This is a genomic window from Cryptosporangium sp. NPDC051539 (assembly GCF_044454545.1).
Lineage (GTDB): Bacteria > Actinomycetota > Actinomycetes > Mycobacteriales > Cryptosporangiaceae > Cryptosporangium.
This window is the reverse complement of the sequence record NZ_JBITDV010000015.1, coordinates 154,932-178,826: the sequence shown is the minus strand read 5'-3', so window position 1 is coordinate 178,826 and position 23,895 is coordinate 154,932. Positions and strand designations below refer to the sequence as shown.

General features: G+C 72.0%; 29 protein-coding genes and 1 tRNA gene. 17 read left to right on the top strand and 13 right to left on the bottom strand.

Annotated features, from left to right (window positions below):
- On the top strand, positions 1-186 hold a 186-nt coding region (locus ACIBZJ_RS37815), incomplete at its 5' end, for a response regulator transcription factor (protein WP_395938441.1).
- A gap of 23 nt (positions 187-209) precedes the next feature.
- A complete protein-coding gene (locus ACIBZJ_RS37810; RefSeq protein ID WP_395938440.1) occupies positions 210-926 on the top strand; it encodes an alpha/beta hydrolase in 717 nt (238 codons plus the stop codon).
- Here ACIBZJ_RS37810 and ACIBZJ_RS37805 read toward each other — a convergent pair.
- The 3 genes from ACIBZJ_RS37805 to ACIBZJ_RS37795 form a co-directional block, all read right to left on the bottom strand.
- Positions 921-1,484 carry a hypothetical protein gene (locus ACIBZJ_RS37805; RefSeq protein WP_395938439.1) on the bottom strand — a complete coding sequence of 188 codons (564 nt, stop codon included), beginning with the start codon at positions 1,482-1,484 and terminating at the stop codon, positions 921-923. The two genes, ACIBZJ_RS37810 and ACIBZJ_RS37805, sit on opposite strands and share 6 nt — an antisense overlap.
- Positions 1,481-1,975: a SigE family RNA polymerase sigma factor gene (locus ACIBZJ_RS37800; RefSeq protein WP_395938438.1), complete on the bottom strand. Its 495-nt coding sequence runs from the start codon at positions 1,973-1,975 to the stop codon at positions 1,481-1,483. Before ACIBZJ_RS37800 ends, ACIBZJ_RS37805 begins: the two co-directional genes overlap by 4 nt.
- Positions 1,976-2,051: 76 nt before the next feature.
- Complete coding sequence (locus tag ACIBZJ_RS37795; protein WP_395938437.1) at positions 2,052-2,741, bottom strand: alpha/beta fold hydrolase; 690 nt, start codon at positions 2,739-2,741, stop codon at positions 2,052-2,054.
- Positions 2,742-2,815: 74 nt separating this feature from the next.
- Between ACIBZJ_RS37795 and ACIBZJ_RS37790 the strand changes: the two genes are divergently transcribed.
- A complete protein-coding gene (locus tag ACIBZJ_RS37790; RefSeq protein WP_395938436.1) occupies positions 2,816-3,163 on the top strand; it encodes a winged helix-turn-helix transcriptional regulator in 348 nt (115 codons plus the stop codon).
- A gap of 52 nt (positions 3,164-3,215) precedes the next feature.
- Positions 3,216-3,671 carry a nitroreductase family deazaflavin-dependent oxidoreductase gene (locus ACIBZJ_RS37785; protein ID WP_395938435.1) on the top strand — a complete coding sequence of 152 codons (456 nt, stop codon included), beginning with the start codon at positions 3,216-3,218 and terminating at the stop codon, positions 3,669-3,671.
- Here ACIBZJ_RS37785 and ACIBZJ_RS37780 read toward each other — a convergent pair.
- From ACIBZJ_RS37780 to ACIBZJ_RS37760, 5 genes are all read right to left on the bottom strand, one after another.
- On the bottom strand, positions 3,657-4,103 hold the full coding sequence (locus ACIBZJ_RS37780; protein WP_395938434.1) for a hemerythrin domain-containing protein: 447 nt from the start codon (positions 4,101-4,103) through the stop codon (positions 3,657-3,659). The two genes, ACIBZJ_RS37785 and ACIBZJ_RS37780, sit on opposite strands and share 15 nt — an antisense overlap.
- Before the next feature lie 99 nt (positions 4,104-4,202).
- The gene (locus tag ACIBZJ_RS37775) at positions 4,203-4,352 is read right to left on the bottom strand and encodes a hypothetical protein (RefSeq protein WP_395938433.1); all 150 of its coding nucleotides are present in this window, start codon (positions 4,350-4,352) and stop codon (positions 4,203-4,205) included.
- A gap of 149 nt (positions 4,353-4,501) precedes the next feature.
- Positions 4,502-4,870 carry a hypothetical protein gene (locus tag ACIBZJ_RS37770; RefSeq protein ID WP_395938432.1) on the bottom strand — a complete coding sequence of 123 codons (369 nt, stop codon included), beginning with the start codon at positions 4,868-4,870 and terminating at the stop codon, positions 4,502-4,504.
- Positions 4,871-5,029: 159 nt separating this feature from the next.
- Complete coding sequence (locus ACIBZJ_RS37765) at positions 5,030-5,719, bottom strand: response regulator (protein WP_395938431.1); 690 nt, start codon at positions 5,717-5,719, stop codon at positions 5,030-5,032.
- Entirely contained in the window at positions 5,716-6,807 is a 1,092-nt protein-coding gene (locus ACIBZJ_RS37760; RefSeq protein ID WP_395938430.1) for a sensor histidine kinase, read from the bottom strand. Before ACIBZJ_RS37760 ends, ACIBZJ_RS37765 begins: the two co-directional genes overlap by 4 nt.
- A 183-nt stretch (positions 6,808-6,990) precedes the next feature.
- Between ACIBZJ_RS37760 and ACIBZJ_RS37755 the strand changes: the two genes are divergently transcribed.
- The 3 genes from ACIBZJ_RS37755 (at position 6,991) to ACIBZJ_RS37745 (ending at position 8,652) form a co-directional block, all read left to right on the top strand.
- Positions 6,991-7,314, top strand: coding sequence for a DUF6223 family protein (locus ACIBZJ_RS37755; protein WP_395938429.1), 324 nt, complete (start codon positions 6,991-6,993; stop codon positions 7,312-7,314).
- Between the two features lie 453 nt (positions 7,315-7,767).
- Positions 7,768-7,839, top strand: a tRNA-Gln gene (locus ACIBZJ_RS37750).
- Positions 7,840-7,860: 21 nt separating this feature from the next.
- Complete coding sequence (locus tag ACIBZJ_RS37745; protein ID WP_395938428.1) at positions 7,861-8,652, top strand: inositol monophosphatase family protein; 792 nt, start codon at positions 7,861-7,863, stop codon at positions 8,650-8,652.
- A 74-nt stretch (positions 8,653-8,726) separates the two neighbouring features.
- On the opposite strand, the gene ACIBZJ_RS37740 is transcribed toward ACIBZJ_RS37745, so the two are convergent.
- The 3 genes from ACIBZJ_RS37740 to ACIBZJ_RS37730 form a co-directional block, all read right to left on the bottom strand.
- On the bottom strand, positions 8,727-9,218 hold the full coding sequence (locus ACIBZJ_RS37740) for a GNAT family N-acetyltransferase (protein WP_395938427.1): 492 nt from the start codon (positions 9,216-9,218) through the stop codon (positions 8,727-8,729).
- A 93-nt stretch (positions 9,219-9,311) separates the two neighbouring features.
- Complete coding sequence (locus ACIBZJ_RS37735) at positions 9,312-9,788, bottom strand: (2Fe-2S)-binding protein (RefSeq protein ID WP_395938426.1); 477 nt, start codon at positions 9,786-9,788, stop codon at positions 9,312-9,314.
- 8 nt (positions 9,789-9,796) lie between these two features.
- Positions 9,797-12,064, bottom strand: coding sequence for a molybdopterin cofactor-binding domain-containing protein (locus ACIBZJ_RS37730; RefSeq protein ID WP_395938425.1), 2,268 nt, complete (start codon positions 12,062-12,064; stop codon positions 9,797-9,799).
- A 115-nt stretch (positions 12,065-12,179) separates the two neighbouring features.
- Here ACIBZJ_RS37730 and ACIBZJ_RS37725 point away from each other — a divergent pair, with 115 nt between their 5' ends.
- Together ACIBZJ_RS37725 and ACIBZJ_RS37720 are read left to right on the top strand one after the other, a co-directional pair.
- Positions 12,180-12,983: a class I SAM-dependent methyltransferase gene (locus tag ACIBZJ_RS37725; RefSeq protein ID WP_395938424.1), complete on the top strand. Its 804-nt coding sequence runs from the start codon at positions 12,180-12,182 to the stop codon at positions 12,981-12,983.
- Between the two features lie 31 nt (positions 12,984-13,014).
- Positions 13,015-13,326 (top strand): TetR/AcrR family transcriptional regulator, encoded by a 312-nt coding sequence (locus ACIBZJ_RS37720; protein ID WP_395938423.1) that lies wholly within the window; start codon positions 13,015-13,017, stop codon positions 13,324-13,326.
- Positions 13,327-13,765: 439 nt separating this feature from the next.
- On the opposite strand, the gene ACIBZJ_RS37715 is transcribed toward ACIBZJ_RS37720, so the two are convergent.
- A complete protein-coding gene (locus tag ACIBZJ_RS37715) occupies positions 13,766-14,497 on the bottom strand; it encodes an FkbM family methyltransferase (RefSeq protein WP_395938422.1) in 732 nt (243 codons plus the stop codon).
- Between the two features lie 108 nt (positions 14,498-14,605).
- On the opposite strand from ACIBZJ_RS37715, the gene ACIBZJ_RS37710 reads away from it, so the two are divergent.
- The 4 genes from ACIBZJ_RS37710 (at position 14,606) to ACIBZJ_RS37695 (ending at position 17,553) form a co-directional block, all read left to right on the top strand.
- Complete coding sequence (locus tag ACIBZJ_RS37710; protein ID WP_395938421.1) at positions 14,606-15,007, top strand: hypothetical protein; 402 nt, start codon at positions 14,606-14,608, stop codon at positions 15,005-15,007.
- A 91-nt stretch (positions 15,008-15,098) separates the two neighbouring features.
- Positions 15,099-16,001 (top strand): ABC transporter ATP-binding protein, encoded by a 903-nt coding sequence (locus ACIBZJ_RS37705; protein ID WP_395938420.1) that lies wholly within the window; start codon positions 15,099-15,101, stop codon positions 15,999-16,001.
- Positions 15,998-16,750 (top strand): ABC transporter permease, encoded by a 753-nt coding sequence (locus ACIBZJ_RS37700; protein WP_395938419.1) that lies wholly within the window; start codon positions 15,998-16,000, stop codon positions 16,748-16,750. Before ACIBZJ_RS37705 ends, ACIBZJ_RS37700 begins: the two co-directional genes overlap by 4 nt.
- Positions 16,747-17,553, top strand: coding sequence for a MerR family transcriptional regulator (locus ACIBZJ_RS37695; protein ID WP_395938418.1), 807 nt, complete (start codon positions 16,747-16,749; stop codon positions 17,551-17,553). Before ACIBZJ_RS37700 ends, ACIBZJ_RS37695 begins: the two co-directional genes overlap by 4 nt.
- Here ACIBZJ_RS37695 and ACIBZJ_RS37690 read toward each other — a convergent pair.
- Positions 17,499-17,966: a GNAT family N-acetyltransferase gene (locus ACIBZJ_RS37690; protein ID WP_395938417.1), complete on the bottom strand. Its 468-nt coding sequence runs from the start codon at positions 17,964-17,966 to the stop codon at positions 17,499-17,501. The genes ACIBZJ_RS37695 and ACIBZJ_RS37690 overlap by 55 nt on opposite strands.
- A 129-nt stretch (positions 17,967-18,095) precedes the next feature.
- Here ACIBZJ_RS37690 and ACIBZJ_RS37685 point away from each other — a divergent pair, with 129 nt between their 5' ends.
- Genes ACIBZJ_RS37685 through cydC form a run of 4 tightly spaced genes read left to right on the top strand, consistent with a single transcriptional unit; the run spans position 18,096 to position 23,895 of the window.
- Positions 18,096-19,508, top strand: a complete 1,413-nt coding sequence (locus tag ACIBZJ_RS37685) for a cytochrome ubiquinol oxidase subunit I (protein ID WP_395938416.1) — start codon at positions 18,096-18,098, stop codon at positions 19,506-19,508.
- 12 nt (positions 19,509-19,520) lie between these two features.
- Positions 19,521-20,522: a cytochrome d ubiquinol oxidase subunit II gene (gene cydB / locus ACIBZJ_RS37680; protein WP_395938415.1), complete on the top strand. Its 1,002-nt coding sequence runs from the start codon at positions 19,521-19,523 to the stop codon at positions 20,520-20,522.
- Positions 20,522-22,276, top strand: coding sequence for a thiol reductant ABC exporter subunit CydD (cydD, locus tag ACIBZJ_RS37675; RefSeq protein WP_395938414.1), 1,755 nt, complete (start codon positions 20,522-20,524; stop codon positions 22,274-22,276). Before cydB ends, cydD begins: the two co-directional genes overlap by 1 nt.
- On the top strand, positions 22,273-23,895 hold the full coding sequence (gene cydC / locus ACIBZJ_RS37670) for a thiol reductant ABC exporter subunit CydC (RefSeq protein ID WP_395938413.1): 1,623 nt from the start codon (positions 22,273-22,275) through the stop codon (positions 23,893-23,895). The genes cydD and cydC overlap by 4 nt, the downstream gene beginning before the upstream one ends.

Here is a 23,895-nt window from a genome sequence, read left to right as displayed (position 1 = left end):
GAACGGCGGATCCTCGAACTGATCGCCCAGGGCATGACCAACCGCCAGATCGGCGAGGAAATGTTCCTCGCCGAGAAGACCGTCAAGAACTACGTGTCGAGCCTGCTCTCCAAGCTCGGCCTGGAACGGCGGACGCAGGCGGCGATCCTGGCGACGAAGCTCCTCGCCCCCGGCCACCCGGACTGACGTCGCCGGGGGAAGGCGTAGGCATGAAGCCTCCGCCGTTCGACCCCGAGCTGGGCACGTTCCTGGAGTCGATCGCCCACCTCATCGGCCCGCCTCCGACCCGCGAGGAGCTTCCCGCCGTTCGCCGGCCGAGCCCACTGCAACCGCGTCCCACGGACGAGGAGCTCAGCCGCGACGGCCGGTTCCGGATCACCGAGGACGGACCGCTGGTGATCTGCCTTCCGGCGGACGCACCGGGGCCGGTGCCCGCGCTGTACTGGATGCACGGCGGCGGGATGGTGATGGGCGACAACCGCTCCGGCGGGCTGGTGCAAATGCTCGACCTGGTCGCCGACCTGCCGGCGGCCGTAATCGCGGTGAACTACGGGCTGGCGCCCGAGCACCCGCATCCGCAGCCGGTGGAGGACGGCCACGGCGTCTGGGACCGGCGGGCCAACGCGTTCGGCTGGGGCTGCCTGCTCGGTGACGCCGCCGGTGGGCCGGACGTCTCGCCGTACGCGGCCCCGGCCCGCGCCACCGACCTGTCCGGGCTGCCTCCGGCCTATGTCGACGTCGGCAGCGCGGAGACGTTCCGGGACGAGGACGTCGCCTATGCGAACGCGATCTGGCAGGCCGGTGGCGTCGCCGAGCTGCACGTCTGGCCGGGCGCGTTCCACGGCTTCGACGGCTTCGTCCCGGACTCCCGGCTGGCCCGGCAGGCCTGGGCGACCCGCCGGGAGTGGCTCACCCGGGTGCTATGAGTGGTGCCCGTTGTGGAGCAGGTCGATGAGCTGGTCCTGACTCCAGACCGACGAGTAGATCGCGAAGACCTGGCCCTGGTTGCGGGTCGGTACCTGCACCCAGAGCGCCGCGTCACCGGTCGCCGGGTCCTTGCCGATCCAGGCGTGGCCGGGCACGGCTCCCTTCGGCAGGTCGATGGGGCGGGCGCCGGCCGGAACCGGGCCCGGATCCTGGCTGTAGCGCAACGGATCGGGTGACCCGGCCGGGGCGGTGTAGGTGAACTCGTAACCCGCGAGCGCGATCGTCTTCGTCACCATCTCCGGGCCGACGCCCGCGGAACGGGTCGCGGCCGGCCCGGTGTGCGGCACCGCCAGCGGCACCGGCGTGGAGGACGAATGGTCCAGCAGCGGTGCGCCGACGGCGACGGCCCCGGCCGCCGCCGCGACGACCGGCAGCGCGAGCCAGGCGGCGGACGGCGTGCGTCGGGCGGTCGGTACCGGCCCGGAGTACCGCAGGTCGGCGGCGGCGTCCGAGAACGCGGCTCCCAGACGGCGGCTCAGATCCTCGTCGGTGATCATCGGTGTTCCCTTTCCGGTGCGTAGATCGATCGGAGCCGTTCCAGTGCCCGCGCGGTCTGCGACTTGACCGTGCCGTCACTGCAGCCCAGCGCGGCCGCGGTCTCGGCGACCGACAGGTCGTCGAAGAACCGCAGCACGAGCACGGCCTGCTGCCCGTCGGGCAGCGTCCGCACGGCGCGCAGCAGACGGTCGTCCGCGTCGGCCGGTCCGTCGGTCGCGATCGGGACGTCGACCTCCAGCCCGGTCTCCGGTGGACGCCGGGACAGTGCCCGCCACCGGTCCTTGGCCAGGTTCACGACGACCCGGCGGGCGTAGGCCTCCGGGCTCGTGCGCGCCGACCGCCAGCGCCGTGCGGTCCGCAGCAGCGCGGTCTGGGTCATGTCCTCGGCGTGGCCGCGGTCGCCGCACAGCAGATACGCGGTGCGGACCAGGCGGTCGGAGGAGTCCCGTACGAACTCCTCGAACTCGCGCTGGTACCCGCGGGCGATCACCCGTAGCTCCTTGTTGTCACATCCGTCTGAACTCCGCTCCGCCGGTAACGGTTGTCAGCCGATCAGCCCGGACCGCTCAGGCGTCCAGCTTCAGCAGTAGTTCGGTGAGCTCGACCGGCATCGTGATCATGCAGTCGTGGCCGGTCGGGAGCTCCCAGACGTCGTCCTCCGGCGGTACCGGCCTGCGCTCCGGCGGCGCTCCGGCCGTGCAGTGGATGTGGGTACGCGGAATCCGCCGCGCGGCCGGGTTGCCGAGGTGCACCGGCTGCTGCAGGCAGAGCGCCGGCTGGTCGGACAACATCGTATGCAGCCAGGCGACGTCGTCCGGGTCGGTGACGCCGAACAGCCCGCCGGGTCCCTCGGGCAACGGCGGGATCCGCCATCCGGGGGCGGCCCGGTCGATCAGGACCTGGGTGATCGGCATGACGTCGACCGCGCTCTCGCCGTCCGCGGGGACCATCGCGTCGAGGAAGACCAGCCGTGAGATGCACTCCGGGACCCGCTCGGACGCCCCGGCGACGACCAGGCCGGCGTAGCTGTGCCCGACCAGGATCACGTCGGTCAGGTCCTCGTCGGTCAGGAGGCGGACGACGTCGTCGACGTGGGTGTCGAGGCCGACGTCCGGGCCGAGGAGGTGGGCGCGGTCGCCGTAGCCGGTCAGCGACGGCGCGAGCACCCGGTGACCGGCGTCGGCCAGCAGCGGTACCACGCGCTGCCAGGCGGTTCCGTCGTGCCAGGCACCATGGACGAGCAGGTAGGTGGACATGAGGTCATGATTGGATGCACCGATGCAGGGCGCAATCAGGCACTTTGCGGTGACTCGGTTCCCTGGAGGTAACCGTGAGCGCTAGCCGGGTAGGGTGCCGGCCGATCGTCGAAGACAAGTGGTCGCTTCTCGCCGTCACGTTTCTGGGCGACGGCCCGCGCCGGTTCACCGAGGTCAAGCGGGGCCTCGACGGGATCAGTCAGCGGATGCTGACCGTCACGCTCCGCAACCTGGAGCGGGACGGCGTCCTGTCGCGGACCGTGCACGAGGTGATGCCGCCGAACGTCAGCTACGCGCTGACGCCGATGGGGGTGAGCCTGCTCGAGTCGATCCAGCCGATGCTGGAGTGGGCGGCGGCGAACTCACGAAGCGTCGAGAAGGCCCGGGACGAGTACGACGCCGAACACCACTCCGGCGTCTGATTCGGGACCTCTGCCCCTGCCGTTCGACGAGGAGCGCGCCGAGGCTACCGGTGTGCTCACCTACAGCGACTTCCTCCGGCGGATCTACCGCGGTGGACGACCGAACCCGATCGCGAAACTGGCCAACCGCGTCGCCAGACGGATGGCCGACCGGCGACCGGGCCGTCTCGCGACGCTCGAGGTACCCGGCCGCCGGAGCGGACGCACGATCGCGTTCCCGGTCGTCGTCACCGACTACGACGGCGGCCGGTACCTCGTCGCGATGCTGGGCGAGCGGACGAACTGGGTGCGCAACGTCGGCGCGAGCGCCGGGGCCGCGGTGCTGCGGGGCGATCCGGTCCGGCTGGAGCCCGTGACGGCCGCCGAGCGCGCGCCGATCCTGCGGCGATACGTCGAGATCGCGCCCAGTGGCCGCGTGCACATCCCGGTCCCGCCGGGGGCACCGCTGGTCGCCTTCGACCGCGTCGCCCCCGGGTACCCGGTGTTCCGGGTGCTACAGCGGGCCTAGCGCGGCGCGCGGATCGGCGTCCAGAACGAGCGTTTCGAGGGACGGGAGGAGCGTGCGCTCCTCGTAGCGGAAGTGCGATTCCATGATCGCGGCCACGCCTTCGAGGTGCCGTTCCAGCTCGGCCGGCGTCGCCGACCGGTCGACGGCGGCCTGCAGGCCGCCGAGCAGGTAGGCGATCATCGAATGGTCCTGCTCGAGACGGCGGACCGTGTCGCGCAGTTCCGGATGCTGTGCGACCAGCGCGGGGAACAGCTCACGGTCTTCGCCCTCGTGGTGCCCGGTGAGTGCCGCGCAGAAGCCGTGGCAGTACAGCAGGAGATCACGCGCACCGGTCACGTCTCGGGTCGCGCTCAACGCGGCCCGAAGGCGCGCATGGACCTCGGTCAATTCCCGGTTCCAGGCCACCAGCCTGGCTTTGTCGCCCTCACCCACAGGTGACGGGCGAAGGGGCCGACATCACGTCGTGCTCCTTCGGTCCGACGCCTCCATGCCTGACACGGACTGCCACCGGCACGCGACGTTGGCGACACCCTACCGGGTGACCACCGCACGGGTGGCTCGGGCCGGCGGCTCGGCCGGATCGATCAGGCGCTTCCGCGCGCGTTCGACCAGGTACGTCCGAGCGGTTTCGTCGAGCGGGCGCAGCACGACCCGATCGGGCGCTTCCGAGGTGACTGTCATGCGTTCAGCGTCGGCTACCCGGGTGGGAAGCACCTGAGTAATTCTGCCCGGGCCCGCCGAGCACGACGGCCCGGCGGGCCCGGCCCGATACAGCAGCGGCCCCTTCGTCCACCGCGGGACGAAGGGGCCGCTCACGCGGGCCGGCCGGTTCAGCGGCCGGAGAGCACCGCGTCGGCGGCCTCGATGTCCTTGAAGAACCGGCGGTGGATGCGCAGCTTCTCGTTGGCGACGGGCAGGACGTGCCAGACACCGTTGGCCGGGCCGAGACGGGTCGCGCGGGGCAGTTCGGTCACCACGCTCTTCGCCTTCTTCATGCTCGCCGGGCCCGCGTCGAGCACCAGGATGCGCTGCGAGGTGACCGCGAGGATGCGGTAGCGGTTGAGGCCGAGGAACACGAAGATGCCGGCGAACGCGGCGACGTACTGGCTGGCCGTCTGCGCGCCGATCACCTGGGTGAGAGTCTCGCCGGGTGCCAGGAACGGCTGTGCCGACTCACGCATCTTGTCACGAAGTGCCACTGGAATTGCTCCACGGGGAGTAGCGGTCAGCTGAGTGCATGACCTGAGGGTGGGGGCCCGTCGCGGGTGACGGAGGTTACGGAACGTATCAGAGGCGACATCAGCTTTCTATGAGTCCACTGTGTCTTGTCTTGGACAGTGTCCGGTCGGTGACACCCGCTAGCCCTTCCGGCCACGCCGCCGGGCAGGGCCGTGCGCCTCGGGCGCCGGCAGGCCGGACTCGTAGGCGACGACCACCAGTTGCGCCCGATCGCGAACCCCGAGCTTGCTCATCGCCCGGTTGACGTGGGTTTTCGCGGTCACCGGGCTGATCACCATGCGCTCGGCGATCTGCACGTTCGACAACCCCTGCGCCACCAGCACCACCGCCTCGCGTTCCCGGTGCGTCAACGCGGTGAGCGCCGCGGCGTCGACCTCGGCGGGCCGGGTGACGTATCGGTCGATCAGTTTGCGGGTGATCGACGGCGCGAGCAGCGCGTCGCCGCGCGCCGCGACGCGGACGGCATGCAGGAAGTCCTCCGGCTCGATGTCTTTGACCAGGAACCCGGCGGCGCCGGCCCGCAGGGCGTGGAACACGTACTCGTCGAGGCCGTAGTTGGTGAGGATCACCACGTGCACGGCGGCCAGCGCGGGATCGCCCGCGATCTGCCGGGTGACCTCGATACCGTCGGCGACCGGCATCCGGACGTCGACGAGTGCCACGTCCGGCCGATGCGTACGCGCCTGGGCCACCCCCTCGCGACCGTCGCCGGCCTCGGCCACGACCTCGAGGTCGTCTTCGGCCTCGAGCAGCGCACGGAACCCGCTGCGAATCAGTGGCTGGTCGTCGACCAGCAGGACGCGGATCACGCGCGCCGCACCACCGGCAGCTCGGCCTGGACGGTGAAGCCACCGTCACCGCGGGCTCCCGTGCGCAGCGTCCCGCCGAGCGCGGTCACGCGTTCGCGCATGCCGAGCAGCCCGACGCCGGGCACCGGGGGTGACTCCGGGCCGGCCCGGCCGTCGTCGTCCACCCGGACGGTGACCGCGTCAGGCCGGTACCCGATCCGGACCGTCGTAGTGGTCGCGGCGGCGTGCCGGGTGACGTTGGTCAGTGACTCCTGGACGATGCGGAACGCGGTGCGCTCCACCGCGGACGGCAACTCGGACGGTTCACCGTCGATCTGCAGCGTGACGTCCAGACCGGTCGTGCGGGCCTGCCGCACCAGATCCGGCAGGTGGCCGATTCCGTGCGGCGGAGTCCCTTCGTCGTCGCGCAACGCCTCCAGGGTCGCGCGCAACTCCCGTGCGGCCTCGCGGCCGGCGTCCCGGATCGCCAGCATCGCGTCATCGACGGGCTCGCCGCGTTTGTGCGCGAGGTGGACCGCGGCTTCGGCCTGCACTTTGATCACCGAAATCTGGTGGGTCAACGAATCGTGCAGCTCCCGCGCGAGGTGGAGGCGCTCCTCGTCTGCGCGGCGCCGCGCCACCTCCTCGCGGGTGCGCTCGGCTTCCTCGGCCCTCCGCTCGGCCTGGCGCAGCGCCTCACCGGCCGCGCCGGCCGCGATCAGCCAGGCCAGCTGGAGGACGTCCCGGGCATGCGTCAGCGCCGCACCCGCTCCGTCCATACCCGACGCCAACGCGGCCAGCGGAAGCCCGGCGAGCACGAGAAGGCTCACCGCCACGGTGGCGACGTGCCGGCCCGCGCGTACCGCCCCGTACACCGCGATCAGATACGCGACCGCGAACACGTCGAACCCGGCCGCCTGGTAGCCCACCGCGCACAGTCCGGTGACGACCAGCACGCCCACGGGAAACCGCCGGCGCGCGGCCAAGGCCAACCCGCCCAGCACGAGCAGGGGATAGCCGACCGGCGCGACCTCCTGATCGGACAACCCGGCGACCAGCAGGATGACCGCGACGCCCAGCGCGACCGCCCAGTCCCGGACCCCGCTCATGCGCGCACCTTAGACGGATATTCGCCCGGGCGGCTCCTCCCGCGGAACGAGCGGCTACCGCGTTCGCAGTAGTCCACCCGATCCGCCCGACGCAGTCGGAGGTGTCTGCGCCCGCACGACGCGGAGCGACCCGCCCGGGAGCCAGGATCAGCGAGAACCGGCCCGAACCACGGAGGAGCTCGCATGATGCCGATCGCGTCATCCGCTGTCGACGCCTACACCCTGACCGGAGGGCGGCTCGTCGCTACCGCTGCCGCACTGGTAGCGCTGACCGGCGCGATCCTCGGCGGCGTCGCCCTCGCGCCCCGTTCCCGCACGCGCACCTCCACCACCGCCTTACTGGCCGGGGCGGCCGGCCTCGTCACCGGCGGACTGGTCGTCGCCACCGCCGACGGCGGACCGGGCAGCGGAAGCGGCGTCGTCGGGGGCTACGCCGCCGTCCTGCTCGGGCTGACCGCCGTCACCCTCGGCGGCGTCGCCCGCGTTCGCTCCCGGCGGAGCGTCTGACTTCGCGCGGTGGCTCCGCGCCCGGTCCGAGCGGCGCCGTAATTGAGTTGGCGGTCGCAGACACGTCACTTACGGTTCTTTCAGCACCGGAAACACCAATTGATTCGGGAGAAGGCCATGGCGCGGAACACCAGTATCGCGGAGCAGCAAGTTCCGCTGCTCGGCGACGCTGTCCCGTGCCCGGGGCGGTCCGCCCAGATGCCGGAAGCCCCTCGGGGACGGTGGCGAAGCTAGCGCGTCCAGCGCTGGTCAGCCGCCCTCCCGACCGGGAACGGGCGGCTTTTCGTACCGGACACGCTGCGTCGCCGCGTGCGGCGACGGCAACCAGCGGAAGGGCGACCGGACCCCGTCCGAAGCGCACCTGCTCCTGACGCCGGCCAGGCCGGCGTGGGGCGCGCTGTCCTTCCGCTGACGGTGCCGGGCGGCGGTCCTACTCCCCGCCGCCCGGCCCTTTGCGAGCTGGTGCAATCGGCAGCACGACCGGCTCTGGACCGGTTGATAGAGGTTCGAGTCCTCTGCTCGCAGCCCGGGCCTACCGTGGTGAACATGGCGATCACTGATCCCGACCTCGCGATCGTGGCGGCGCAGACCGGCGCCGCCACGGTGCGCTCGCGGTTCGGGACATCGCTGGCGCGCGTCGACAAAGGCGGCGGCGACTTCGCCACCGCGGCCGACCTCGAGTCGGAACGGGCCATCGTCGAGATCCTGCGCACTGCCCGCCCCGGCGACGTCGTGGTGGGCGAGGAGGGCGGACGCTCGGGCGCCGGCGATTCCGACCGGGTGTGGCTGGTCGATCCGCTGTGCGGGACGCTGAACTACACCGCGCACACCAGGCTGGTCGCGGTGAACGTCGCACTGCGGATCGGCGCCGAGGTCCCGGTGGCCGCCGCGGCCGACCCGTTCACCGGTGAGGTGTTCTGGACCGACGGCGTGCGCGCCTTCCTGCGTCGCGGCGGCGCCGACGAACCGCTCGCCCCGTCGGGCGATTCGGGCCTGGTGGACGTCGACGTGGAACCGCCGTTCCCCAACGCGCCGCGCTTCCGGGCGGTCCACCTCCTGGCCGACCCGGGGTTCGCCGCCCGGTTCCGCCCGCGGATGGTGTCCACTTCGCTCGCCGTGGCCTGGGTCGCCGCCGGGCGCCGGGCGGCGTACGTGACCGACAACGACGTCTGGGACAACGTGCACTTCGCCGCCGGTATCGCGCTCTGCCGGGCGGCCGGTTGCGTGGTCACCGGATTACGGGGGCAACCGCTGCACTCCGGGGTCGGCGGGCTGGTCGCCGCCGCGGACCGGGCGACCCACGACGAGTTGCTGGCGCTGATCGAGCGCCAATTCTAGGTGCCGGTCGGGGACCGCCGGCAGATACAGGACGGCCCGGTGCCGGGGACTCGGCCACCCGACGCGTCGGGCGCTCAGGACGGGTTGATGGTCCAGTGGTTGAGGACGATCAGCTCGCCGTTCTCGTCGATCTCGACCGGGCCGGGGAACGTGAAGCCCAGCGAGCGGCAGATGCCGTTGCTCGGCCCGTTGTTCACCCCGGGAAACGCGTTGACGCGACCCCAGCGGCCGTCCGCGGCGGCGCGGTCGAGCACCGTGCGCACGCCCCACTTGCCGACACCGCGGCCCTGGTACTCCGGCAGCACCATCCAGCCCATCTCGGTCATCCGATCGCCGTGGTCGGTGTGCGACCAGAGCGTGATGTGCCCCATCGGCTCGTCGGAGTCGTCCGGGGTCACGATCTTGATCCAGCCCTCGCCCGACTCCACCGTCCGGACGTCCCGCGCGACCTTGTCTTCGATGCCCTCCCGAGGCACCGGACCACCGAGCTCGGCCATCATGACCGGGTCACACCGCATCCGCACGTACGCGTCGACGTCGTCCAGCGTCACATCCCGGAGCCGCACGGGAACACCCTAGAGCCCGGACGACGAGCTCACCGCGGACGTGGTCCGCGAACGCCCGGGTAGCTCCGCAGGAAGACGAGCATCCCGGTCGTGTCACATCCGTTGGGCTCCGGCGCGGATCGCCCGGCGGATGCGGACGTACGTGCCGCACCGGCAGACGTTCCGGATCCCGTCCAGGTCGGCGTCGGTGATCTCCCGCCCCTCGGCCTTCACGCGCCGGACCAGCGCGACCGCCGCCATGATCTGCCCCGGCTGGCAGTACCCGCACTGGGCCACGTCGTGATCCAGCCAGGCCTGCTGCATCGGATGGAGCTCGGCCCCGACCGTCGCCGGCAGACCTTCGATGGTCGTGACCTCGTCGTCCGGCTCCAGGTCGCCGACCGGGATCGCGCACGGGTTGACGGCCTTCCCGTTCAGGTGACTCGTACAGGCCTTGCAGACGTTGATCCCGCAGCCGTACTTGGGCCCGGTGATGCCGAGGACGTCCCGGAGAACCCACAACAGGCGGACGTCGTCACCCACCTCGACGCTCACCGGCGAGCCGTTGACGCGGAACGTGTGCTGCGGCATGTCGCTCCTTACCGGGCCAGCGCCCGGCCGTCGGTCGGCGAGGGCGGAACCGGCGGGATCGTGGGTTTGACCGGGAAACCGATCGTGGCGTGATTGATCGGAAAGCTCGTCGGCACGGCGCCGGTGGCCCGCGCATAGGCGCAGGCCACGGCCGCGAACGTCGTGGCGACGCCGAGCTCGCCGGCTCCCCCGGGCTGTTCGGACGTGCTGGGCAGGACGATCACCCGCAGGTCCGGCGGGGTGTTCCACTGCCTCGTGTAGAAGTAGTTGTCCCAGCTCGCCTCGAGGAAGTAGCCGTCGCGCAGGTGCAGACTCGAGGTCAGCGCCAGCGCGATGCCGTCCATGGCGCACCCCATCATCTGCGCTTCCAGTCCGCGCGGGTTGACCGCCAGGCCCACGTCGACGGCGATCACGACCTTCGTGACGCGGGGCCCGGTGACGCCCTCGCGGATCGGGCGGCCGACGGTCTCCGGGCGGACGTCGATCTCGACCAGCGCGGCGCTGACCGACTTGTACTCGGTGTGCAGCGCGAGCCCCTGGGCGGTGCCGGCCGGCAGGTCCCGTCCCCAGCCGCCGGCTTCGGCGACCTTCTCGAGCGCGGCCCGGGCTCGACGGTTCTGCAGCAGGTCCCGGCGGAGCGAGAACGGATCCTTGCCGAGCCGGGCCGCCAGCTGATCGATCATCAGCTCGCGGGCGGTGGTGACGTCGGGCGAGTAGACGTTGCGCATGCTGCCGGTGTTGAAGCCCTTGTCGGTCTCCGACAGCAGCCGGCTGACCGTGCCGAACCGGTAGGGCGTGGACTGGCTGAGCTGGAAGAACGACTGTGAGAACGTCTGGTCGCCGACCGGGAGCCGGGCGCCGACCGCGGTCAGCAGCTCGCCCAGGCCGTGGCCGAGATCGGTCGAGACGCTGGTGTGACGCTGGGCGAACGACACCACGTCGTCGCCCAGGTAGGAGATCCGGACCCGCGACCGGGCCATCGGATGGGCCCGGCCCTGGCGGGCGTCGTCGGCGCGGTGCCACATCAGCCGGACCGGCTTCCCGAACGCTTTCGACGCCTCGGCGGCCTCCAGCGCGGCGTCGAAGAAGAGCTTGCGGCCGAACGAGCCACCGCCCTCCACCACGTGGACCTTCACCGCCGGGATCGGCAGGCCCAGCCGAGCGGCGATCGCCTCCTGAGCCACGATCGGGGACTTGAGCGCGGCCCAGATCTCGGCGCTCCCGGGCCGGACGTCGGCGACCGCGCAGTTCGGTTCCAGCGCGCTGTTGCCGCGGAACGCGAACGTGAACACGCCCTCGATCGACGGGGTCGGGGGCTTCGGGCCCAGCGGAATCTCGGCGGCGGCGAGTTCGTGCCGCACGTCCTCGTCGGACTTGCCCTCGGCGGTGCCCGGGCCCCAGGACACGTGCAGCGCCCGCACCGCGTCGATGCACTGGCCGAACGTTTCCGCGCGGACCGCCACTCCGGTGGAGATCACCGCGACGCCGGAGACACCGGGCATCACCCGGATCCCGGCCAGGTCGGTCACCGCACGCACCGTGCCGTTGATCGTCGGCGGGCGGCACACCATCGTCGGTTTCGCGTCCGGGACCTGCACGTCCATCGCGAACTTCTTGCGGCCGGTCACCGCGGCCAGCGCGTCGACCCGGTTGCGCGGTGTGCCGATCACCGTGAACTGCGCCCGGGCGGTGAGCGTGACGTCCACCGGTGTGGTGCGGCTGCTCGCCGCCGCCGCGGCCAGGTCGCCGAGGCCGACGGTGCGGCCGGTGGCGTCCACCACCGACCCGCCCCGCAGCGTCAGCGCGCTCACCGGTGTCCCCAGCGCGACGGCGGCGGCCCGCAGCAGGCGGCCCCGGGCGACGGCGGCGGCGACCCGGATCGGGGTGTAGGTGGAGAACGTCGTGTTCGAACCGCCGGTGAGCTGGTTGAACAGCAGCTCCGGCCGCGCGTCCGCGAGCGTGACGTGGATCCGGTCCAGCGGCAGCGTGAGTTCCTCGGCGATGAGCATCGCGCTCGACGTCGTGATGCCCTGGCCCACCTCGGCCCGGGGCAGGGCGAACGAGGCCGTGCCGTCGGTGTTCACGATCACCGAGATCAGGTTCGACGTCGGCGCGGCCGCCAGCGTCATCGCGTCGTTCAAGTCGACGATCTCGGTGACGTCCGGCGACGGCAGACGAGGGCCCGCCGCGCGGGCCCGGGGCGCGGGCACGAGCTCGGCCGCGGCGACCAGGGTCGGCGCCGCCAGCACGTATCCCAGGAAACGCCTTCGCTCCATCGTCACGAGCGTCCCTTCCGTCGCGGAGTTCGCGTCAGTCTGGCGGCCCGCACGGATGGTTGGAGGGGGTTTGTCGATATTGTCGTTTTGTCGTTCGTGAGAGGAGGATGAGGCCATGGACGCCCACGACCTCGGCCGGGTGTTCGACGAGGTGGCCGAGCTCTACGACCGGGTGCGGCCCGGCTATCCCCCGGAGCTGTTCCGTGAGCTGGCGGCTCTCACCGGGGCGGAGGACGGGGCGGCGGTGCTGGAAGTCGGCAGCGGTACCGGGCTGGCCACCCGTTCGCTGGCCGCGCGAGGCTACGACGTGACCGCGATCGAGCCCGGCCCCGAACTGGCCGCGATCGCGCGTCAACGGCTCGGCAACGTCTGCCTCGAGAGCGCCACGTTCGAGGAGTGGGACGACCGGGGCCGTCGCTTCGACCTGATCGTCGCCGCGTCCTCCTGGCACTGGGTCGACCCCTCGGTCGGCTGGCCGCGGGCCCACGACCTGCTCCGGCCCGGCGGCTGGATGGCCCTGCTCGGCCACGTCGTCGTCCGCAGGCCGGGCGAGCCCGAGGTCTACGCCGAGACCGCCGACCTGCACGAACGGTTCGCGCCGGGCAACCCCGGCTGGCGTCACCCGCCACTGGAGGCGGAGGTTCGCGCGACCGACCACGGGTGGGGTTCCGTCGAGGATCCGGGCGCCCTCTTCGGCCCGCCGACCGTGCGCCGGCACGAAACCGTCCAGTGGTTCGACGGGTCCGGCTTCGCCGACCTCCTGCGATCGAACTCCCTCTACCGAAAACTCGATCCAGACGTCCGGGAGCCCCTGCTCGACGCCGTGGCGGAACGCATCCGGACGCGAATGGACGACCGGGCCGCCCGCCGCTACCTGTCCGTCCTCCGGGTGGGACCGCGTCAGACCGTGCGTCCGTGAGGAAGCGCTCGGAGAACTTAGGATCAGCGGCGTGAGCGAGAGCGGCCGGCGTGAGCGGAAGAAGGCCCAGACCCGCAAGGCGATCGGCAATGCCGCGCTCCGCTTGTTTCTGGAGCGCGGCTACGACCAGGTGAGTGTGCGGGAGATCGCGGACGCCGCGGACGTCTCCCTCAGCACGTTGTTCAACTACTACCCCACGAAAGAGTCGCTGGCCTTCGACGAAAGCGAGGCCATCGGATCGGCTCTGGCCGCGACCGTGCGGGATTGCGCGCCGCAGGAGGTCGTCGGTGCCCTGTGGGCATCCCTGACGCGCCGGCGGTGCGGACCGACGCTGGCCGTATGACAACCTCTCGCCTGACCGGGCTGGCCGGCATCGTCGTCGGCCTCGGCAGCTACGCCAGCGTGCCGCTCTACTTCCTCAGGCGTCCTCTACGACGCCGGTGGGGCCGCGGTCGACCCGACCACGACCGGTCCACTGGCCGCCGGGGTGATCTTGATCCACGGCTCGATCGGCCGCGCCCTCACCGTTCTGCTGCTGGGTGCGGCCGGTCGAGCGATCAGGCGCACCGGCGTTCTGCCACAGTGGAGCGTCGTCGCGGCCTACGCGATCGCCCTGGTCAACCTCGCGTTCGTACCGTCGTTGTACTTCGGAACCAGGCTTCGACCTTCTACAGTGCGCTGGGCTGGGGCAATTCCGCGCTCACCGCGTCCCTGATCGGCTACTGGATCTTCGCCGTGGGCGTGACCCTCACGCGCCGAGACCCGGACGTACTCCCCCGGCCTCAGGCCGGACGGCAGTAGACGTCCCCGGAGTTCGCGTCGTGCGGCAGCCCGGCCAGGTACGAGGCCAGGCCGGGCGCCGGCACCCACTGCGCGAACTCGAGCGCCAGGTTCCCGCCCAGCGACACGTTGAACGCCTCGAATCCCAGTGCCGACGCCCGCTCCAGTGCCCGCGCCGCCACCGCCCGCTCGATCGTCGTGAACTCGAACGACAACGCGGGCACCGGCACGCTCAGCCCGGCGAGCACCGACTCCTCGAACCCCTCCACGTCGACCTTCGTGAACGCGGGCGTCCCGTGCTCCCGGATCAGCTCGTCGAACGTCACCACCGGCACCTGGATCTCGCTGTCCCAGACCTGACCCTCCCAGCCGCCCGCCCCGTCGGCGGCGGCCACGAAGTCCCGCGACACGGTCGACACGGTCGGATTGTCGGAGTTCACGTAAAACGTCACCGACGCCTCCGACGAGCCCCCGCACGCCGCCGGAACCAGCACGACGTCCGGGTCGTCCCCGTAGAGCGTCCGGAGTGCGTGGCCGCACAGCGGCTGGGGCTCCAGTGCCACGACCCGGGCTCCCAGCCTGCGGAAACACCCGATGTGGTCACCGACGTGCGCGCCGATGTCGAACACCAGATCACCCGGACGCACGAACTGCCGGTAGAACGCGTCGAGCGCCGCATCGCGCTCGGCGTCCCCGTAGTAGTAATCGAGCGACCGTTCGAGGGACGAGTTCATCGGGTCAGCCTTGAGCGCCGACAGCCGGGCGTTGAGAGAGGTCACACCCAACGACACGCGCCCCGCGCCGCTGAGGTTCCGGTGGCGCGCCCCCGGCACCATCGAGAAGTGCTGATCGAGGTGGAGAAAGTCCAGGAGTTTCCCTGGAGCCCGTTCCCGCTCGTACAGATCCAGACGCCCGTGGGAAGGACGTCAGTGCAGTGGTGCGGCCCGCGGGACGTTTCGCCGGGGCTCCACCACGTCGAGTGGACGATCGATCTCCCGTTCGCCTGGGGGACCAGAACGCGCCGGGCCGACGAACCCGGACCGGCGATTCGGCCGGGCGGGCATTGCCTCGTTTTCCGTGGCCGGCTGCTGCGGACCTCCGAGGGTTCGTGGGTGCTCGATTTCGGCGGCTCGCTGATCCAGGTGGACTTCACCGGAGGCGAACCGCCGGAGGAAGTGGACGGTTCGTGGGTGCAGCTTTACGTCCCTCACGAGAACATCGGCCTGCATCCCACCGAGCCCTGAGAGGACGTCGGGGCGGCCTCCGTGACCGGCGATACCCGGGCCCTGTCCGCGACTTGACCCTGACGCAGCGTCAGGCCCCGAGCATGGGCCCATGATTCCTTCGATCGTCGTCACCGGCCTGCGCAAGAGCTTCGGTGACCACGTCGTCCTGAACGACGTCGACCTCACCGTCCCGCAGGGCGGGGTTTTCGCTCTGCTCGGCCCCAACGGCGCGGGCAAAACGACGATGGTCCGGATCCTCTCGACCCAGCGGGCACCCGACGGCGGCTCCGTGCGGGTCCTGGGTCACGACCTCCGCACCCAGGCGGACGCGATCCGCGCCACGATCGGGGTCACCGGCCAGTTCTCCGCGGTGGACGACATGCTGACCGGCGCGGAGAACCTCCGGCTGATGGGGCGGCTCCATCACCTGTCCCGGGCCGAGCGGCAACGGCGCGCGGCCGGTCTCCTCGAGCGCTTCGAGCTCACCGAGGCCGCGGGCCGACTGCCGTCCACCTACTCCGGCGGCATGCGACGCCGCCTCGACCTCGCGATGACGCTGATGGGCCGGCCCCGGCTGATCTTCCTCGACGAACCGACCACCGGTCTGGACCCTCGCAGCAGGCACACGACCTGGGAGATCGTCCGCGAACTCGTCCGCGACGGCGTGACGGTTTTCCTGACCACCCAGTACCTCGGCGAGGCCGACCGGCTGGCGGACCGAATCGCCGTGCTCGACGGCGGCCGGGTCGTCGCCGAAGGCACGGCCGACGAACTGAAGCGACGCGTTCCGGGCGCGCACCTCGTGCTGCGCTTCGCCTCCCCCGCCGACCTGGCCCGGGCTGCGGCCGACCTGCCCGAAGGGTCCCGGGACGACGACGCGCTCGAACTTCGTGTGCCCGGCGCTCCGGACGTGGTGCGGCGCCTCACGGTGCCTCTCGACGATCTCACCGTTCACCGGCCCGATCTCGACGACGTCTTCTTCGCGCTGACCGGCGGCGGGGCCGCCCGATGAGGCCGCTCGACGACGTGGCGACGATGGTCGGCCGCGAACTGCGTCACGCGGTGCGCTATCCGGTGATCATCGTCGTCTCGGTCGCGCTGCCGGTCCTGATGCTGCTGCTGTTCGTGTACGTCTTCGGCGGGCTGAGCGTCGGGCCGGGGAACTACGTGGATTTCCTCACGCCGGGGATCCTGATGATGACGATCGCGGCCGGTTCGGCGCCCTCGGCGATCAGCGTGGCCACCGACGCCAAGGAGGGCATCATCGACCGCTTCCGCGCGATGCCGATCGCCCGCGGTGCCGTCCTGGCCGGTCACGTCGCCGGTGGGCTGCTGCGGACGATGCTGGCGGTCGTCGCGGTGACCGGCACCGCGGTCGTGGCCGGTTTCCGTCCCTCGGCCGGCCCGGCCGGCTGGCTGGCCGCCGCGGGTGTCGCCACCGCGTTCGCGTTCGCGCTGACCTGGCTCTCGGTCGGGGTCGGCCTCGCCGCCCGGACGCCGACCGGCGCGAACAGCGCCGCGCAGCTCATCGCCACCGTCCTGCCGTTCCTGTCCAGCGCGTTCGTGCCGCCCGCGTCGGCGAGCCGCGGCATCCGCTGGTTCGTCGAGCACCAGCCGATGACGCCCGTCGTCGACAGTCTCCGCGCGCTGTTGACGGGCGCACCGGCCGGTGGCAGCGTCGGGATCGCGCTGGCCTGGTGCACGGGCACGGCCACCGTCGGCTACCTGTGGGCGGTCCGCTCCTACCGGAGAGACGCGTGATCACGATCGGGCAGGTGGCGGCCTACGCCGGGGTGAGCGTCCGGACCGTGCGCTACTACCACCAGCGTGGGCTGCTGGCCGAGCCCGAGCGGGACGGCTCCGGCTACCGCCGGTACGGCCCGCAGCAGGTCATCGACCTCGTCCAGATCACGACGCTCGCGGCCGCCGGGGTGCCGCTGGCGCGGATCAGGCAGCTGCGGACCGCTGAGGCGGCCGAGTTCACCCAGGCCATCAACGAGATCGACTACGCGCTCTCCGCACGCATCACCGAGCTCACCGCGGCGCGGCACCGCGTGCGTGCGCTGACCGCTGGCGACCGGCTGTACGTCCCGGAACTGATCGCCGACTATCTGGACGCTTTGCGCGCGGCCGGTGCGAGCGAGCGCTACCTCCGGATCGAACGCGATCTGTGGATGCTCGCCTGGGCGGTGGAGCCGGACGTGGTGACGGCGCGGATCCGGGAGCGCAGCGCCGGGCTCGCCGACCCGGCGATCCGGGCCCTGCTGTGCGACTTCGACCGGGCGTTCGACGCGGAGCCGTCCGATCCGGCGCTGGAGGACATCGCGCGCCGCCTGGTCGACCTGACCGTGAGCCGCTCGGGCTGGGACGACTCGGCGTTCAACGGGGGCTCGGACTTTCAGGCGCTCGTCCGGAGCGCGGTCTGCGACCAGTCGCCCGGCTGGGACAAACTCCAGGAACTCGCCCGGGAACGCTTCGCCCGCCTGCGTCCGAGCGACCCGGGTACGAGCTACAACGCCAGCTTGAAGCCGTCGTGCGAGCGGACGAAGCCGAGCCGCTCGTAGAACCGGTGCGCGTCGGGCCGCGACTTGTCCGACGTCAGCTGAACCAGGGCGCACCCCCGCCGGCGGGATTCGTCGACCGCCCACCGCATCATCGCGGCGCCCAGCCCCCGGCTGCGGAACTCGTCCGCGACCCGGACCGCCTCGATCTGGGCCCGGAGCGCACCCCGCCGGGCCAGACCGGGGATGAACGTCAGCTGGAACGTCCCGATCACCCGGCCGCCGGCCTCGGCCACCAGGAGCAGCTGCGCGGGATCCGCATCGATGGCCGCGAACGCGGCCCGGTACGGGGCGAGGTCGTCGATGCTCTCGCGCCGGGCACCGAGCTGGTCGGCGGCCAGCAGCGCCAGCACGGCCGGCAGGTCGGCTTCGGTCGCGCGGCGCAGGCCGACGCCCTGGGTGAGATCAACCAGCACCGTCGGACCCTAACGCCGGCGTCCCCCTCGTCGTCCGCCGGCCGGGCCTCCCGACCACGACCGTGGGCCCGACGTCCCGGGACCTTCGTCCCTGCCGCCGGACGCCCACCCGATGGTCGAGTGGGAGCCATGGATCAGCTCGACATCGCGCGGTGGCAATTCGGCGTCACCACCGTGTACCACTTCATTTTCGTCCCCATCACCATCGGCTTGTCGCTGCTGACCGCGATCCTCCAGACCGCGTACGTCCGCACCGGCAACGACGTGTACCGTCGCGCCGCCCGCTTCTGGGGCAAGCTCTTCCTGATCAACTTCGCGCTGGGCGTCGCCACCGGGATCGTCCAGGAGTTCCAGTTCGGCATGGCCTGGAGCGACTACTCCCGCTACGTGGGCGACATCTTCGGCGCACCGCTGGCCATCGAGGGCCTGCTCGCGTTCTTCCTCGAATCGACGTTCCTCGGGCTGTGGATCTTCGGCTGGGACCGCCTGCCCCAGCGCGTCCACCTGGCGACGATCTGGGCCGCCGCGATCGGCACGATCCTCTCGGCCTACTTCATCCTGGCCGCGAACTCCTGGATGCAGCACCCGGTCGGTTACCGGATCAACCCGTCGACCCACCGGGCGGAGCTGACCGACTTCCCCGCCGTCCTCACGAACTCGACGACGCTCGGCGCGTTCCCGCACGTCGTCCTGGCCGCGTTCATGACCGGGGCGGCGCTGATGATCGCGGTCGCGGCCTGGCACCTGGCCCGGGGCCGCAACACCGACGTGATGCGTCCGTCGCTGAAGCTCGCGGCGTGGGTGCTGCTCGGGTCCGCCGTCGGCGTCGTGATCAGCGGGGACGCCCAGGCCAAGATCATGACCGAGCAGCAGCCGATGAAGATGGCCGCGGCCGAGGCGCTCTACGACACGGTCGCCCCGGCGTCGTTCTCGCTGTTCACGATCGGGTCGCTCAACGGCGACGACGAGGTGTTCTCGATCCGCGTCCCGCGTCTGCTGTCCTATCTCGCGACCGGCAGCTGGAACGGCCGGGTCGAGGGTGTCAACGACGTCCAGCGCGATTCCGAGGCCGCGTTCGGACCGGGTGACTACCGCCCGAACGTCCCGATCACGTACTGGTCGTTCCGCCTGATGATCGGCCTGGGCCTGCTGGCGGCCGGGGTCGCCGCGGCCCTGCTCCTCCTGCTGGGCCGGCCGGGGCGCCGCCTGCGACGGCGGCGCAGCGGGGGTGACGCCGTGCCCCGATGGCTGTGGCGGGTCGCGGTGTGGTCGCTGCCCGCGGTGATCCTGGCCAACTCGTTCGGGTGGATCTTCACCGAGATGGGCCGCCAGCCGTGGGTGGTCTACGGCGCTCTCAAAACCGCCGACGGGGTCTCGCCGACCGTCTCCGCCGGCACGATCGCCACCTCGCTCGCGGTCTTCACGCTGCTCTACGGCGTGCTCGCGGTGATCGAGGTCGGGCTGATGGTCAAGTACGCCAAGGCCGGCCCCGAGCCCGCGGTGGAGCCGTCCGAAGACCGCCCGATGGCATTCGCCTACTAGAGGGACAGGACAATGGAGCTCACTACCGTCTGGTTCCTGCTGATCGCCGTCCTCTGGATCGGCTACTTCTTCCTCGAAGGCTTCGACTTCGGCGTCGGGATGCTGCTGCCGATCCTCGGCCGCGACGACGCCGAACGCCGGGTGCTGATCAACACGATCGGTCCGGTCTGGGACGGCAACGAGGTTTGGCTGCTGGTCGCCGGCGGCGCCACGTTCGCCGCGTTCCCGGAGTGGTACGCGACCCTGTTCAGCGGCTTCTACCTGCCGTTGTTACTGGTCCTGGTCGCGCTGATCGTGCGCGGCGTCGCGTTCGAGTACCGCGGCAAACGCGACTCGGCGGCCTGGAAGCGGGGCTGGGACCTCTGCCTCACCGTGGGTTCGTTCGTGCCCGCGCTGCTCTGGGGAGTCGCCTTCGCGAACATCGTCCGGGGCGTGCCGCTGGACAGCGGCCACGAGTACACCGGAAACCTGTTCACGCTGCTCAACCCCTACGGCCTGCTGGGTGGGGTCACCACCCTTCTGCTGTTCGCGTTCCACGGCGCGGTGTTCCTGTCCTTGAAGACCCACGGCGAGATCCGCCACCGGGCGCGGGCGCTGGCCGTCCGGATCGCGGTCCCCACGATCGTCGTCGCCGCCGTCTTTCTTCTCTGGACGCAACTCGCGCACGGAAAGCCGGTCACCTGGGTGACCGTGCTGCTGGCCGCGGTGGCGCTGATCAGCGCCGCGGTGCTGGCACGGCGGGGCCGGGAGGGGTGGGCGTTCCTCGCGACCGGGGCCACGATCCTGCTCGCGGTGGCCAGCCTGTTCACCGCGCTGTTCCCGGACGTGATGCCGTCGACGACCACGGCGGCCAACAGCCTGACCACGACGAACGCGTCCTCGACGCCGTACACGCTGACGATCATGACGTGGGTCGCCGGGATCGTCACGCCGGTCGTGCTGTGCTATCAGGCCTGGTCGTACTGGGTGTTCCGGAAGCGGATCGGCACCAGCGACATCCCGGTCGCGCACTGATGAAGCCCCTGGATCCGCGGTTGCTGCGCTACGCACGGGCCACCCGCTGGTTCCTCGCCGCCGCCGTGCTGACCGGCGTGCTCGGAGCGGTGCTGCTCGTGGCCCAGGCGACGCTCCTCGCCGAGGCGATCGTCACCGTCTTCCGGACCGGCGCCGGCCCGGACGGCATTCGGGGGACGCTGGTCGCGCTGGCGCTGATCCTCGCGGGGAGGGCGGGGCTGGCGTGGGTGCAGGAGGTCGCGGCCTTCCGCGCCGCGGCCGCGGTGAAGTCCGACCTCCGGCAGGCCGTCCTCCGCCGGGCCGCCACGTCGGCCGGAGCTCCGGAGGCCGGCGTCGCGGAGGACGGAGCCGCACAGGAGGGAGCCGCGCAGGACGGGAGCGGCGGGGCGGGAGACCACGGGGCCGGGGGCCTGGCGGCGCTGGTCAGCCGAGGGGTGGACGCGCTCGACGGGTACTTCGCCCGGTATCTGCCTCAGCTCGTGCTGGCGGTCGTCGTCCCGGTGATCGTCGGGACTCGGCTCTTGGCCGCGGACTGGCTGACCGCGCTGATCGTCGGGCTGACGCTGCCGCTGATCCCGGTGTTCATGATCCTGATCGGTCGCTGGACCAAGGCCCGCACCGACCGGCAGTTCGACGCCCTGTCGCGGATGTCCGGGCACTTCCTGGACGTGGTGACCGGGCTGCCGACGCTGGTCGGGTTCGGGCGGGCCTCCGCGCAGGTCGCGACCGTGCGCCGGATCACCGACGACTACCGCCGGACGACGATGGGCGTGCTGCGCGCGGCGTTCCTGTCGTCGCTCGTGCTGGAGCTGCTCGCGACGCTGTCGGTCGCGCTGGTCGCGGTGTCGGTCGGGCTGCGGCTGGTCGACGGATCCCTGACCCTGCAGACCGGACTGCTCGTGCTGATCCTCGCGCCGGAGGTGTACCTGCCGCTGCGCGCCGTGGGGGCGCAGTTCCATGCCAGCGCCGAGGGTCTCGAAGCGGCCGAGAAGGTGTTCGCGGTGCTGGAGTCTCCCGCGCCGACGCCCGGGACACGGACCGACCTCGTCCTCGGTGACCTGGTGCTGGATGCCGTGACCGTGCACTACCCCGACCGGGGCGAACCGGCGCTGGACCACGCGTCGATGACGTTCCCGTCGGGCCGGGTGACCGCGCTGGTCGGGGCCAGCGGGACCGGGAAGTCCACGGTGGTGGCGGCTCTGCTCGGGCTGGTCCGGCCGGTCTCGGGGACGGTGCGGATCGGTGGTACCGACGTGGCTGACCTGGATCCGGCGACCTACTGGGCGTCCGTGGCCTGGGTGCCGCAGCGGCCCGCGCTGGTGGTGGGGTCGATAGCGGCGAACATCCGGCTGGGCCGTCCGGACGCGACCGGCTCCGCGGTGGCGCTCGCCGCCGAGCGGGCCGCCCTCGATCCGGCGAGCTTCCCGGACGGCCTCGAGACGCTCGTCGGCGAAGACGGCGCCGGCCTGTCGGCCGGAGAGCGCCAGCGGGTCGGGCTGGCCCGCGCCTTCCTGCGCAACCCGAGAATCGTGCTGCTCGACGAGCCGACGGCGAACCTCGACCCGCAGACCGAACAGCGCATCCGGGGGGCGCTGCGCACCTGGCTCCCTGGCCGCACCGCCGTCCTCGTCACCCACCGCACCGAGTTGCTCGCCCTGGCCGACCACGAGATGTCGCTGGCCCCGGTGACGTCCGGATCGACCGTCGTGACCTCTGCTCCGGCGCCGACCGCGGCCGAGGGGGTGGCCGCATGAACGGCGGGTCCGGCGCCCCGCGTGGCCGGTTGCTGGCGGCCGGCGCCGCCGGCAGCGCCGCGCTGGGGTGTGGGATCGCGCTGCTGGCGACCTCCGGCTGGCTGATCAGCCGGGCGTCGCAGCACCCGCCGATCCTCGACCTGGCCGTCGCCGTCACCGCCGTCCGGGCGTTCGGCCTGGGCCGGGGCGTGCTGCGGTACGCCGAGCGCCTCCTCTCCCACGACGCGACGTTCCGCCTCCTCGCCGGACTCCGCACCCGGGTCTACGCGGCGCTGGTCCGGATCGGTCCGGCCGGGGTACCGGCCTACCGCCGCGGTGAGCTGATGACCCGGTTCGTCGCCGACGTCGACACGATGCAGGACCGCTACCTCCGCGTTCTCCTTCCGGCCGGGATCGCTACCGTCACCGGGCTGGGATCCGCGCTGGTGGCCGCGTTGCTGCTGCCCGCGGCCGGCCTGGCGCTGGGCACCGTGCTGCTCGTCGCCGGGGTGGTCGTCCCCTGGCTCACGACCGTCGTCGCCCGCCGCGCCGAGCAGGCTCTGGCCACCGACCGCGGCCGGCTCACCTCCGGGGTCGTGGAACTGCTGACGCACGGCCGGGAACTCGCCGTGGCCGGGGCCTTCGACGCCCGGCTGGCCTCGACCGCGGCGATCGACCGTCGCCTCACCCGGGCGGCGGGTCGCTCGGCCTACGCCGCCGGGCTCGGAGCCGGACTGGTGGCCGTCTGCTCCGGCGCGGCGGTGCTCGCCGCGCTGGTCGCCGGGGCGGCCGCCGTCCACGACGGGACCCTGAACGGCGTGGCGCTGGCGACCGTCGTCCTGCTCCCGCTGGCCGCGTTCGAGTCGGTCGCGGCCCTGCCGGCCGCGGCCCAGGCGCTCCCCCGGGTCCGGCAGGCCCGGCGACGGGTGGCCGAGATCGTCGACGCCCCGTCGGTGCTGCCGGTCCCGCGTGCGCCCGCGCGGTGCCCGGAGTCGCCGTTTCCGCTGGTGCTCACGGACGTCGACGCCACGTGGCCCGGCGCGGAGCGACCGGCGCTCCGGGGCGTCCGGCTGAGGCTCACGGCGGGAAAGCGGGTCGTGGTGCTGGGCCCGTCGGGGTCGGGGAAGTCGACGCTCGCGGCGGTGCTGGTCCGCACGCTGCCGCCGACCTCCGGGACCTACACCGTCGGCGGTGCCGACGTCGGCACCCTTGATCCCGACGACGTGCGACGGATGGTCGGCTGGTGCGCGCAGGACGCGCACCTGTTCGACTCGACCATCCGTGCGAACCTGCGGCTCGCCGCTCCGGAGGCTCCGGAAACCGCTCTGTGGGACGCCCTGGAGCGCGCCCGGGCGGCCGGCTGGGTGCGGAGCCTTCCGCGCGGCCTCGACACGCTCGTCGGAGAGCGTGGCAGCCGTGTTTCCGGTGGTCAGCGCCAGCGCCTCGCGCTCGCGCGTGTGCTGCTCGCCGGGTTCCCGATCGTCGTGCTCGACGAGCCGGCCGCGAACCTCGACCAGGAGACGGCCGACGCGCTCACCGCCGACCTGCTCGCCGCGACGGCCGACCGGGCGACCGTGCTGATCACCCACCGTCCCGAGGACGCGGCCCTGGCCGACGAGACGCTGGTTCTGGCGGGGTGA